The 12,171-nt window shown below is 64.8% G+C and carries 9 protein-coding genes; 5 read left to right on the top strand and 4 right to left on the bottom strand.

Annotated features, from left to right (window positions below):
- Positions 1-20 precede the first annotated feature (20 nt).
- The 4 genes from ACZYOF_RS19610 to ACZYOF_RS19625 are packed head-to-tail and all read right to left on the bottom strand — an operon-like array spanning position 21 to position 4,209.
- Entirely contained in the window at positions 21-1,220 is a 1,200-nt protein-coding gene (locus ACZYOF_RS19610) for an ABC transporter substrate-binding protein (RefSeq protein ID WP_463716797.1), read from the bottom strand.
- A gap of 27 nt (positions 1,221-1,247) precedes the next feature.
- Positions 1,248-1,832, bottom strand: a complete 585-nt coding sequence (locus ACZYOF_RS19615) for an amino acid synthesis family protein (protein ID WP_463716798.1) — start codon at positions 1,830-1,832, stop codon at positions 1,248-1,250.
- A gap of 35 nt (positions 1,833-1,867) precedes the next feature.
- Positions 1,868-2,773 (bottom strand): UPF0280 family protein, encoded by a 906-nt coding sequence (locus tag ACZYOF_RS19620; RefSeq protein WP_463716799.1) that lies wholly within the window; start codon positions 2,771-2,773, stop codon positions 1,868-1,870.
- Complete coding sequence (locus ACZYOF_RS19625) at positions 2,770-4,209, bottom strand: 6-hydroxynicotinate reductase (RefSeq protein WP_130582189.1); 1,440 nt, start codon at positions 4,207-4,209, stop codon at positions 2,770-2,772. The genes ACZYOF_RS19620 and ACZYOF_RS19625 overlap by 4 nt, the downstream gene beginning before the upstream one ends.
- A gap of 330 nt (positions 4,210-4,539) precedes the next feature.
- Between ACZYOF_RS19625 and ACZYOF_RS19630 the strand changes: the two genes are divergently transcribed.
- The 5 genes from ACZYOF_RS19630 (at position 4,540) to ACZYOF_RS19650 (ending at position 12,042) form a co-directional block, all read left to right on the top strand.
- Positions 4,540-5,007 carry a (2Fe-2S)-binding protein gene (locus ACZYOF_RS19630; RefSeq protein ID WP_282529873.1) on the top strand — a complete coding sequence of 156 codons (468 nt, stop codon included), beginning with the start codon at positions 4,540-4,542 and terminating at the stop codon, positions 5,005-5,007.
- The gene (locus ACZYOF_RS19635) at positions 5,007-8,543 is read left to right on the top strand and encodes a molybdopterin cofactor-binding domain-containing protein (protein ID WP_463716800.1); all 3,537 of its coding nucleotides are present in this window, start codon (positions 5,007-5,009) and stop codon (positions 8,541-8,543) included. The genes ACZYOF_RS19630 and ACZYOF_RS19635 overlap by 1 nt, the downstream gene beginning before the upstream one ends.
- A 67-nt stretch (positions 8,544-8,610) precedes the next feature.
- The gene (gene pncB / locus ACZYOF_RS19640) at positions 8,611-9,915 is read left to right on the top strand and encodes a nicotinate phosphoribosyltransferase (protein WP_463716801.1); all 1,305 of its coding nucleotides are present in this window, start codon (positions 8,611-8,613) and stop codon (positions 9,913-9,915) included.
- Between the two features lie 45 nt (positions 9,916-9,960).
- Positions 9,961-11,256 carry an O-acetylhomoserine aminocarboxypropyltransferase gene (locus ACZYOF_RS19645; protein ID WP_463716802.1) on the top strand — a complete coding sequence of 432 codons (1,296 nt, stop codon included), beginning with the start codon at positions 9,961-9,963 and terminating at the stop codon, positions 11,254-11,256.
- A gap of 3 nt (positions 11,257-11,259) precedes the next feature.
- Positions 11,260-12,042, top strand: a complete 783-nt coding sequence (locus ACZYOF_RS19650; RefSeq protein ID WP_463716803.1) for an alpha/beta fold hydrolase — start codon at positions 11,260-11,262, stop codon at positions 12,040-12,042.
- Positions 12,043-12,171: the final 129 nt, after the last annotated feature.

Here is a 12,171-nt window from a genome sequence, read left to right on the forward strand (position 1 = left end):
GGAGAGGGAGAAGGTCCGCATCAATCCTTCGGCCGGAGCTTTTCGATCTCGGCATCGCTGGGGAGATAGTCGGAGCCCTTCTTGTAGGAGGACTCCACCATCACGCCCTTGCCGTCCTTCAGCGCGGTCTTGCCGACGTAAGCACCGAGCGTCGACTGGTGATCGATCTTGCGGAAGGTGATCTCGCCGAACGGCGACGACACCGACAGGCCTTCGGTCGCCGCGATCAGCTTCTCCGGATCGGTCGAGTTCGCCTTGGTCAGGATCGCCGCCGCGGACTTGATGGTCTGGTAGCCGACGATCGAGCCGAGCCGCGGGTAATCCTTGAACTTGGCCTGGTAGGCCTTCAGGAACGCCTCATGCTCCGGCGTCTTGATCGCGTACCAGGGATAGCCGGTGACGATCCACCCCTCAGGTGTTTCGTCCTTGAGCGGATCGAGATATTCCGGCTCTCCGGTCAGGAAGCTCACCACCGCGCGGTCCTTGAACAGGCCGCGGGTGTTGCCTTCGCGCACGAGCTTCACCAGATCGGCGCCGAAGGTGACGTTTAGGATCGCTTCCGGATTGGCGGCGGCAACCGCCTGCACCACCGGGCCGGCGTCGATCTTGCCCTGCGGCGGCCACTGCTCGTCGACCCAGACGATGTCCGGGCGCTTCTCCGACATCAGCTTCTTGAACACAGCAACCGCCGACTGGCCGTATTCGTAGTTCGGCGCGATGGTGGCCCAGCGCTTGGCCGGCAGTTTTGCGGCGGCCTCGACCAGCATCGCGGCCTGCATGTAATTGGAGGGGCGCAGGCGGAAGGTGTAGCGGTTGCCCTTGGACCAGGTGATGGCGTCGGTCAACGGCTCGGCGGCGAGGAAGAATACCTTCTTCTGGTTGGCGAAGTCGCTGACGGCGAGCCCGATATTGGAGAGGAAGGTGCCGGCGAGCATCGCGACGTTCTCGCTCGAGACGAGTTCGTTCGCGGCAGTCTGCGCATCGGCCGGCTTGCCGTTGTCATCCTTGGAGATGACGACCAGCTTCTTGCCGTTGATACCGCCGGCGGCGTTGATCTCCTCGACCGCGAGCTGCCAGCCCTTCCGATAGGGCTCAGTGAAGGCGGGCAACAGCGAATAGCTGTTGATCTCGCCGATCTTGATCTCGCTCTGGGCCATGGCAGCGTCAGCCATGCCCGCAACCAGGACCGCGAGCCCTGCCCCAATCAAATAATTCCGCATCCCTTACCCTCCGATTCCCAAGAAAAATTATCTCAAACCGTCTTCGCCCTTGATCTCCGCGACCGTCAATCCGCCAACGCGCGGCAGCGGCCGGCCAGAATCCGTGACCGCGACCGCCACCATGATCTCGTTCGCCCGCGGCGCGTCGTTGATCTGTACCTCCATGCCATCGAAATGGCTGCGCACGAAAGCCGCATCCTTGTGCCCGAGCGGGATATCCAGCGTCGTCCCCGGACCAGAACGCTTTTTCGAGGACGGAATCAATGCGGCGCCTTTACCCAGGACCTTGCGGACCGGCGCTCCCATCTTGGGATGCAAGATCGCGGCCGCATGCTCGATCTCGCCGTTTTCGCCGACGGCCGCGGCCTTTCCATAGGAATGCGCCTTGGAGCCTTCGATGCCGAGCGCCGCCACCGCCCGTTTCGACAGCAATTCGCCGAGTTCCTCGCCAATCGCGATCAGGGGCGAAAGATCCTCGACATAGCGGCCGGCAAAGGGGTTCTCGATCACCGCGATCGCCGCAGCGCGCCGGGTCGGCGGGGCGATGGTCTTGCCCATCTCGATGTGGGTCTCCTCGACCACCGTGACGATCTTGCGAATGATGGCACTCATCGGTTTCCGCCCTGTTGTTTTGCGCCCGTTACCGCTCAGGCCCGCGCATTCTCTATCGCGCATTCATGAACGAGTTGCGATTCCGGCATCGCGGGCGCACGCGCCCTCACGATGACAGTCTCGCCGATGAGGCGCAGCGCCGCGCCCTCGATCAATCCTGCCGCGAGGCATTGTCGCGCGCAAACCGCACCTGCTTCAAGGGCATCAGTGATCTCGCGGGCCGACAATGGGCCGACCTCCCGCGTCACCAGGCGCGGGCCGAGGTCGCTGTCGGGCTGCAGTTCACTTGCCGGGCGGCGGACAATCGCCGGGTGTCCGGGCAGGTCGACGGCGTTGGCAATGACGGTCGCGGCGGCATCGGCTGCGGAGGCGGTCCGCGCCAGCACGGTGACGGCATCGGCGATGCCGAACGAGAAGCTGCGGCCGTGACGGCCGCTGGTGGCGATGCCGCGGATGGGATCGTCGGCGCCGATCACCACGGTCTGCAGCAGGCCGCGACGATCGGGGCGATCGATCAGGCCGACGGTGAACTGCTCGTCGCCTGCCAGATGCAGGGCGATGTCGCCACCATTGTTGACATAGGCCCGATCGAGCGATGCAGCCTCCAGCATCGCGCCAAGGATTTCCTCCGCCACGCTGCCGGCGACCGCGGCCATCGGCGTGATGAAGCGATCGGCGGCGAACGGGGTCACCGCTGCATGCATGCGGCGCGCGACGTCGCCATGGAGGGCGCAGTGCATCGGATGGGCCGCCTTGCGTAACTCGCCGAGCTCCATGCAGAGCCCATCCAGCAGGCCGGTGAAGCGGCACACCGCGGCGTCATAGGCTGCGCGCACGGCGGTCTCGCTTCCCGTCGCCTCCACGATCAGATCGATCGGTCCGTCCTGCAAATGCAGCCGCTTGCCATCAGGAAGAAGCGCGATTTGCGGACGTCTCGTCATGTTCGCCTCCCCGAGGTGAAGAGCATCGGCCGGATCTCGGCGCTGTCGCGCAGCGAGGACAGCGGCCGCACATAATCCATGTGGCCGCCGAGCGCCGCATAGTCGGAAAGTTTTAGCGTGAACTCGATCGGCGCGACCAGCGCCGGCGTCGGCACGTAACCGAATGCCCCTATCGGCATCTGCGTGACATCGACCATGAAGGTGATGCCGCCGCCCGGCCAGACATAGACAGGCGCACCGCCGCTGGTGACGCGGGTCAGCGCATCCTTCACCGAGCGCGTCAGCCGCACCGGGTTGTCGGTGACGCCGGCGCGCAGCGAGCCGCCGGCGCCGGCCATGAACAGCACGGTGCACAGCGCCGGTTCGCAATTCTCCTGGATGCGCTCGACCGAGAATTTAAGCTCCGGCGGCATCTCCTGCTCGATCGGCCGCAGCGCCTCGTCGAGCACGTAATAGGCCGCGTGCTCGCCGGTGGTCGAGACCATCAGCATGGTCAGCCCCGGCCGCGCTTCCTTGGGATCGAACGGGCCGAGCACGGAAAGCGGATCGGAGATCCTGGTGCCGCCCCAGCCGGTGCCGGGCTCGGCCACCTGGAAGTAGCGGCCGGGCGTCGAGCGGCGGCCTTTCATCTTGATGCCGGTGTCAGGAATATCCAATAGCTTGCCGGCCTGGTGCTCCGAGAGCACGCCGGTGATGTGGTCATCGACAACAACGACCTCGTCGACCTTGCCGTGCCATTGCTTGGCGAACATGCCGATGGTCGCCGAGCCGCAGCCGACGCGCATGCGCTCTTCCTGCACGCTGTTGACAACAGGCGCCTGGCCCGCCTGCACCACGACAGTAGCGCCGCCGTCGATCGCAAGTTCCACCGGCTTGCAGTTGGAAAGATCCATCAGCGTGTCACAGGTGACGCGGCCCTCCTTCTTGGAGCCGCCGGTCAGATGATGCACGCCGCCGAGCGACAGCATCTGCGAGCCATATTCGCTGGTGGTGACATGCCCGACCACTTCGCCCTGCGCGCGCACCGCCGCAGTCTCGGGGCCGAGATAGCGGTCGGTGTCGATCTTCACCTTGACGCCGCAATAGGAGAAGATGCCTTCGGTCACGACGGTGACCATATCGACGCCGTCGATGTCCGACGACACGATGAAGGGCGCCGGCTTGTAATCGGGATAGGTGGTGCCGGCGCCGATCGCGGTGACGAAGATATCGCCCTGGTGGACGATCTTGCCGTCCCAGTCGCCGCTCGCCTGGAACGGCACCACGCGCCCGCCATGCTCGAGCGCGCGCGACAGCACGATATGCGGATCGACGCGCACCAGTCTGCCGTCGTGATTGGCATAGCGATCGCAGGCGCCCGCCGCCCCTGGCTTGATGTAGCACATCACCGGACAGGCATCGCAGCGGATCTTGTCAGAAGCGGCAACGTCAGCCATCGCGAACAAGCCTGGTGTTGGGAGGCGGCGTCATCTTCTCCCCGGGATCTCAATCATCGGGGATATCGTTCGTATACGAATGATCCTGCGCGCAGGTTGTAACCCTGTCAAGCGGATGCAATCGCGAAAAACCACACCTGCCGAATAAAACCTCATTTGCCTCCCCGCTTTGTCCAGAAAGCGGGCAGCGCAGTGCAGCAAAAAGCGAGCAGCTTGCACGTTTGTACACAAACGTTATCCTCCGATGCCATCGATCGCCGATTTTGCGATCGCCCGTTTTGCAATGCAATCATCGAAACGCCTATCGAAGCCTTTGGGGACCACGAGCCGATGCGCCTGACCGTCAACGGCAGGATTGTCGATGTCGACGCCGCTCCGGACACCGCACTGCTTTACGTGCTGCGCAACGATCTCGAACTGAACGGACCGAAATATGGTTGCGGCCTCGGCGAATGCGGCGCCTGCGCGGTGCTGATCGACGGTGTCGCGGCGCGATCCTGCGTGATCCCGACCGACGGCTGCATCGGGCGCGACATTGTGACGCTCGAAGGGCTCGGCACGCGCGAGCATCCCGATCCTGTGCAGCAAGCCTTCATCGCCGAGCAAGCCGCGCAATGCGGCTATTGCCTCAACGGCATGATCATCACGACCAAGGCGCTGCTGACGCGCAATCCGCGTCCGAACGAAAACGAGGTGCTGGAGGCGTTGCGCTACAATCTCTGCCGCTGCGGCGCGCATATCGAGATCATCCGCGCCGCCATGCGCGCGGCCGGCCACCAACTCGAGGCGCGCGATTGATGGCCGCGCAGGAGAATCCCGTGCGGCCGGACGGCTCGCTCACCGTTGTTCGACGATCGGATGCGAACGGCGCGTTCGAGACCTTCATCAGGATCACGGCGGATGGCTTGGTCACCGCCTATAACGGCCATGTCGATCTCGGCACCGGCATCCGCACCGCGCTCGGGCAGGTCGTCGCTGAGGAACTAGACGTATCCTTTGCGCGCGTCGTCGTGGTGCTCGGCGACACCTCGCAGACGCCCAACCAAGGTCCGACGATCGCCAGCGAGACCATGCAGATATCGGCGGTGCCGCTCCGCAAGGCGGCGGCGCAGGCGCGGCACTTTTTTGTCGCGCGCGCAGCGGAACGGCTCGAACTATCAAGCGATGAACTCGCGATCGAGGACGGACTGGTCCGCGGCAAGGACAACCGCAGCATCACCTATGGCGAATTGATCGCGGACGAGACGATCCGCCTTGAGCTCGCTGACGATGTGTCGGTGAAGGCCGTCGATGCCTATGCCGTCGTCGGGCGTTCGGTGCCGCGCGTCGATCTTCCGGCCAAGGCAACCGGAGAACTGGTCTACGTCCACGATGTACGCGTGCCCGGCATGCTGCACGGCCGCGTGGTGCGCCCGCCCTACGCCGGCGTCGATGCCGGGCCGTTCGTCGGCACCAGCCTGATTGCAGTCGACGAAGATTCGGTGCGCAACATTCCAGGCCTCGTCGCGGTCGTGCGGATCGGCGATTTCGTCGGCGTCGTCGCCGAGCGCGAGGAGCATGCGATCAAGGCGGCGGCGCAACTGATGGTCACCTGGAAACCGGGACCGACCTTGACCAACCTGGAGAATATCGAGCAGGCGCTGCGCACCAATCCATCGACGCCGCGCACGCTGCTCGACAAGGGCGATGTCGATGCTGCGATCAAGGCCGCCGCGAAGCCGATGCAGCGGACGTATCTGTGGCCGTACCAGATGCATGGCTCGATCGGCCCGTCCTGTGCGGTGGCGGACTATCGCGACGGTGCGATCCGTGTCTGGTCGGGCACGCAGAACCCGCACATCCTGCGCGGCGATCTTGCGCTGCTGATCGAGCGGCCGGAGGCCGAGATCGAGGTGATCAGGATGGAGGCGGCCGGCTGCTATGGCCGCAACTGCGCCGACGACGTCACAGCGGATGCGCTCTTGCTCTCGCGCGCCGTTGGCCGTCCGGTGCGCGTGCAATTGACACGCGAGCAGGAGCACGCCTGGGAGCCGAAAGGCACCGCTCAATTGATGGACGTCAATGGCGGCCTGAATGCAGACGGCAGCGTAGCGGCCTACGACTTTGTCACGCGTTATCCCTCGAACGGCGCGCCGACGCTGGCGCTTCTGCTCACGGGGCGGATTGCGCCGACGCCTGATGTCTTCGAGATGGGCGACCGCACCGCGATCCCGCCTTACGATTACGAGCATATGCGCGTGGTCGCCAACGACATGCCGCCGATCGTGCGCGCCTCCTGGTTTCGCGGCGTCTCAGCGCTGCCGAACACCTTTGCGCATGAATCCTATATCGACGAACTCGCGACTGAAGCCGGCGTCGATCCGATCGAATACCGGCTGCGCTACCTCAAGGACCAGCGGGCGATCGATCTCGTCAATGCGGTCGCCGAACGCGCCGGCTGGAAGCCGCGGCCGGTGTGCGAGGAGAAGGTCGCGGAAGGCGACATCGTGCGCGGGCGCGGCTTTGCCTATGCGCTCTACGTCCACAGCAAGTTTCCGGGCTATGGCGCGGCATGGTCGGCGTGGATCGCCGATGTCGCGGTCAACAAGGCAACCGGCGACGTCAGCGTGACGCGCGTCGTGGCCGGCCAGGATTCCGGCCTGATGATCAATCCGGACGGCGTGCGCCATCAGATCGAGGGCAACATCATCCAGTCGACCAGCCGCGCGCTGATGGAGGAAGTCACCTTCGAACGCGGCGCGGTGACGGCACGGGAATGGGGCGCCTACCCCATCATCAAATTCCCGGAGCTTCCCAAGATCGATGTGCTGATGCTGCCGCGGCAGGACCAGCCACCGCTCGGCGTCGGCGAATCCGCTTCCGTGCCGAGCGCGGCCGCCATCGCGAACGCAATCTATGATGCGACTGGCGTTCGTTTCCGCGAGCTGCCGTTTACGCCCGAACGTATCCTGAAGGGATTGCACGGCGAGCAACCGACTGCTGAGCCTACGCTGGCGCCACCGCCGCCTGCTCCGTCGAACAAATGGCAAAGACCGTTCGCGAAACGTCCCGGCGTGCTCGCAGGCATCGCCGCGCTCTGTGCGGCCGCCGTCGGCATCGGCGCGGCCGTGCTGCCCTGGCGGGCGATCGCGCCGATCGCGCGGCCGGACGCATCTGTCTATTCGGCCGCGACCATTGCCCGCGGCAAGGAACTGGCGGCGCTCGGCGCCTGCGCCGTGTGCCATACCGAAACGGGCGGAATGCTCAATGCCGGCGGCCGGCCGCTGGAAACGCCGTTCGGCGTCATCTACGCGACCAACATCACGCCTGACGTCGAGACCGGCATCGGCGCGTGGTCCTATCCCGCCTTCGAGCGCGCGATGCGCGAAGGCATCCATCGCGACGGCCGGCATCTCTATCCGGCTTTCCCCTACACCTATTTTGCCAAGGCTGATGATGCTGATCTGCAGGCGCTCTATGCCTACCTGATGGCGCAGGCACCGGTGCGCGCGACGACGCCGGAGCACGAACTGAAGTTTCCATTCAACCTGCGCCCGCTGCTCGCCGGATGGAATGCGCTGTTTCACGATACAAAATCATTCCAGCCCGATCCGACCAAGTCGGAGATCTGGAATCGCGGCGCCTATCTGGTCGAAGGTCTCGGCCATTGCAGCGCCTGCCATTCGCCGCGCAACGCGCTCGGCGCCGAACTCCAGAGTGCCTATCTCGGCGGCGGCTTTGCCGAGGGCTGGGAGGCGCCGGCGCTGACGTCGCTTTCGAAAGCGCCGATCCCCTGGAGCGAGGACGAGCTTTACGCCTATTTGCGCACCGGCCAATCCCGCTTCCACGGCGTGGCGGCCGGACCGATGGCGCCGGTCGTGAAGGAGTTGGCCGCGTTGTCAGACCAGGATATCCGCGCCATGGCCGTCTATCTCGGCTCTTTCAATGACGCGGCCACCGACGGCTCGGCGCAGGAAGCCCTCGCCGTGAAACTCGAACATGCGACGGCCACGAGCGCGGTCGTGCCCGCCTCTTTCGGCGCCCGCCTCTATCAGGGCGCCTGCGCGGTCTGCCACGAGGTGGGCGGACCGCCTCTGTTCGGCAGCCGGCCCTCGCTGTCCCTCAACAGCAATCTGCACAGCGCGGTGCCGGACAATTTGATCCAGGTGATCCTGCACGGCATCCGCGAACCCGCGACCGGCGATCTCGGTTATATGCCGGGGTTCAAAGAGAGCATGACCGACAGCCAGGTCGCCGAGCTTGTTTCCTATCTCCGACGGCAGTTCGCCCCGGACCAGCCGGCCTGGACCAGCATCGAGACGGCCGTCGGCAGGATCAGACAGGGAACACGCTGAGCTGCCCTGCCAGAACTCCTGCCATAACCCACTGGTTGGGTGGCTTTTGGCAGGCTAAGGTTCCGCCATGACGTTTACGGATATTGCAACCCGGACCTACAACCATGGCTGGCGGCTCGACCCGATCGTGCGCAGCCTGCTCGACACCGATTTCTACAAGCTGTTGATGCTGCAGATGATCCGGGAATTCTACCCGGAGACGCGCACGACCTTTTCGGTGATCAACCGCACCAGTCGGGTCCGGCTTGGCGAGGTGATCGACGAGGGCGAGCTGCGTGCCCAGCTCGACCATGCCCGCACCATCCGCTTCAGCAAGAATGAGCTGATCTGGCTCGCCGGTAATACGTTCTACGGCAAGACCCAGATGTTCTCGCCGGATTTCATCAACTGGCTTTCGAATTTCCGCCTACCCGAATATGAACTGCACAAGGTCGACGGGCAGTATGAGCTGCATTTCCACGGGCCCTGGACCCACACCACGATGTGGGAGATCCCGGCGCTCGCGATCCTGAACGAATTGCGCTCGCGCGCGGCGATGAAGGGCCAGGGCCGCTTCGCGCTCGACGTGCTCTATGCCCGCGCCAAGGCCAAGCTGTGGGCCAAGGTCGAGCGCTTGCGCAAGCTCGAGGGCTTAAAGCTTTCGGACTTCGGGACCCGCCGCCGCCACGGCTTCCTCTGGCAGCGCTGGTGCGTCGAGGCTGTGAAGGAAGGGCTTGGGCCGTCCTTCACCGGCACCTCGAACGTGCTGCTGGCGATGGACAACGACCTCGAAGCGATCGGCACCAACGCGCATGAGTTGCCGATGGTGGCCGCGGCGCTCGCCAATTCGGACGAAGAGCTGCGCTGGGCGCCCTACGCTATCCTCGACCAGTGGCGCCATACCTATGGCGGCAACCTGCTGGTCGCACTCCCCGATGCCTTCGGCACGCGGGTGTTCCTGCGCGACGCGCCGGATTGGGTCGCGGACTGGACCGGCTTTCGCCCGGACAGCGCGCCGCCGATCGCGGCCGGCGAGGAAATCATCAGATGGTGGAAGCAGAAGGGCCGCGATCCCAAGGAGAAGCTCCTGGTCTTCTCCGACGCCATGGATGTCGATTCCATCGAGGAAACCTACCGGCATTTTTCCGGCCGCGTCCGCATCAGCTTCGGCTGGGGCACCAACCTCACCAATGACTTCGTCGATTGCACGCCCAATGGTTCCGCCGATCTCGACCCGATCTCGATCGTCTGCAAGGTGACCTCGGTCGACGGCAGGCCGGCGGTGAAACTCTCAGACAATCCCGAGAAGGCGACCGGCATCCCCTCCGAGGTCGAACGCTACGTGCGCGTATTCGGCAATGCCGGCCGCGTGCGCGCCGCCGTGCACGTCTGATATAAGCGCGCTGCCCACCTTCCCTATCATCTCGCGAGTTTCAGCATGCCCGCACCAAAGCCGCCTGCGTTCGAAACCCTCAGCCTGCATGCCGGACAGCGTCCCGATCCCGTGACGGGATCGCGCGCGGTGCCGATCTATCAGACGACGTCCTACGTCTTTCAGGACGCCGATCATGCGGCGGCGCTGTTCAACCTGGAACGCGCCGGCCACATCTACACGCGGATTTCCAACCCGACGACCGCAGTGCTGGAGGAGCGGATCGCGGCGCTCGAAGGCGGCGTCGGCGCGATCTGCACGGCGAGCGGCATGGCCGCGATGCATCTGGCGATCGCGACCCTGCTCAATGCCGGTGACCACATCGTCGCCTCGGCTTCGCTCTATGGCGGCACCATTAATCTCTTGGCGCATACGCTGCCGCGCTTCGGCATCACGACGACGTTCGTGAAGCCGCGGGCTCTGGACGAGTTCCGCGCCGCGATCAAGCCGAACACGCGCCTGGTGATCGCCGAGACCATCGGCAATCCCGGGTTAGAGGTGCTCGATATCCCCGCGGTGGCTGAGATCGCGCATGATGCAAAGATTCCGCTTCTGATCGACAACACCTTCGCGACGCCCTATCTCAGCCGTCCGATCGAATTCGGCGCCGACATCGTCATGAACTCGGCGACGAAATGGCTCGGCGGGCATGGCATCGCGATCGGCGGCGTCATCGTCGACGGCGGCGGCTTCGACTGGCATGCATCGAGCAAATTCCCGCAGCTCACCGAGCCCTATGCCGGCTATCACGGCATCGTCTTCGACGAGCAGTTCGGCAAGGCCGCCTTCATCATGCGCGCCCGCACCGAAGGCTTGCGCGATTTCGGCGCCTGCCTGTCGCCGACCAACGCGTTCCAGCTCCTGCAGGGCATCGAGACGCTCGGCGTGCGGATGGATCGGCATATGAGTAATACGCTCGCGGTGCTGGAATTCCTGACCGCGAACAAGGCGGTCGACTGGGTGCTACATCCGGCGCTGGAGAATCATCCGGACTACGAGCTTGCGAAGAAGCTGCTGCCGCGGGGCGCCGGCTCGATCGTCAGCTTCGGCATCAAGGGCGGACGCGCGGCGGGCAAGAAGTTCATCGAGTCACTCAAGCTGATCAGCCACCTCGCCAATGTCGGTGACGCCAAGACGCTGGTGATCCATCCCGCCTCCACCACCCATCAGCAGATGGACGCCGACCAGCTCAAGGCTGCCGGCGTCGGCGAAGAGCTGGTGAGGCTCTCGGTCGGCATCGAGACCGCGCAGGACATCATCGACGATCTCGGCCAGGCGCTTCGGGCGTCGCAGAGGGTTTGAGCCATGCAGCTTTCGGTGAATGGGATTGAGACCTTCGTCGTGACCGGCGGAAAGCCGTTCGATCCATCGTTGCCCACGGTCGTGATGATCCACGGCGCGGGTTTTGACAGCTCCACCTGGGCGCTGCACAGCCGCTGGTTCGCGCATCACGGCTATTCGGTGCTGGCGCCGGATCTGCCCGGCCACGGCCGCTCGTCCGGCAAGCCCTTGCCGACGATTGCGGAGATGGCGGATTGGATCGCGACGTTGTTGCAGGCGGCCGGTGCTTCGAAGGCGAAGCTGATCGGCCATTCCATGGGCTCGCTGATCGCGCTGGAGACCGCGGCGAGGCACCCGGAGAAAGTAACGGCGCTGAGCCTGATCGGAACGGCGGCGACGATGACGGTGGGGCCTGATTTGTTGAAGGCGGCGGAGGCCAACGATCCCGCCGCGATCGACATGGTCTCGATCTGGGGCCTCGGCTTCAAGGCCGAACTCGGCGGCTCGCTCGCGCCGGGACTGTGGATGCACCACGGCGCGCAGCGCGTGCTGCAGCGTGCGCGACCGGGCGTGCTCTACAATGATCTGAACGCCTGCAATTCGTACCAGAACGCGCTTGCCGCGGCGGCGCAGATCAAGGTGCCCACGACCTTCATCCTCGGCGAGCGCGACCTGATGACTCCAGCGAAAGCCGGCAAGACGCTGGCGGCGGCGGCGCCAAACGCGCGCACCGTGGTGCTGGCCGGTGCCGGCCACATGATGATGGTCGAGCAGCCCGACGAATTGCTGGCGGCGCTGCAGCGGTAGTTCTTCCCTTCTCCCCTTGTGGGAGAAGGTGGCGCGAAGCGCCGGATGAGCGACTATCTGGATTGTCAAGTTGCATTGGCGTAAGCGGCACGCGCCTCGCGTGCTTTGGCGTTGAGGCGGACCAGGAGC

The sequence above is a fragment of the Bradyrhizobium sp. LeoA1Lang genome, from assembly GCF_055413685.1.

Bases quoted from the DNA above. Each gene is read 5' to 3' on its own strand.
- pncB (WP_463716801.1), top strand. From the start codon at position 8,611: ATGACGTTTACGGATATTGCAACCCGGACCTACAACCATGGCTGGCGG.
- ACZYOF_RS19620 (WP_463716799.1), bottom strand. From the start codon at position 2,773: ATGACGAGACGTCCGCAAATCGCGCTTCTTCCTGATGGCAAGCGGCTG.
- ACZYOF_RS19645 (WP_463716802.1), top strand. From the start codon at position 9,961: ATGCCCGCACCAAAGCCGCCTGCGTTCGAAACCCTCAGCCTGCATGCC.
- ACZYOF_RS19610 (WP_463716797.1), bottom strand. From the start codon at position 1,220: ATGCGGAATTATTTGATTGGGGCAGGGCTCGCGGTCCTGGTTGCGGGC.
- ACZYOF_RS19625 (WP_130582189.1), bottom strand. From the start codon at position 4,209: ATGGCTGACGTTGCCGCTTCTGACAAGATCCGCTGCGATGCCTGTCCG.
- ACZYOF_RS19615 (WP_463716798.1), bottom strand. From the start codon at position 1,832: ATGAGTGCCATCATTCGCAAGATCGTCACGGTGGTCGAGGAGACCCAC.
- ACZYOF_RS19635 (WP_463716800.1), top strand. From the start codon at position 5,007: ATGGCCGCGCAGGAGAATCCCGTGCGGCCGGACGGCTCGCTCACCGTT.
- ACZYOF_RS19650 (WP_463716803.1), top strand. From the start codon at position 11,260: ATGCAGCTTTCGGTGAATGGGATTGAGACCTTCGTCGTGACCGGCGGA.
- ACZYOF_RS19630 (WP_282529873.1), top strand. From the start codon at position 4,540: ATGCGCCTGACCGTCAACGGCAGGATTGTCGATGTCGACGCCGCTCCG.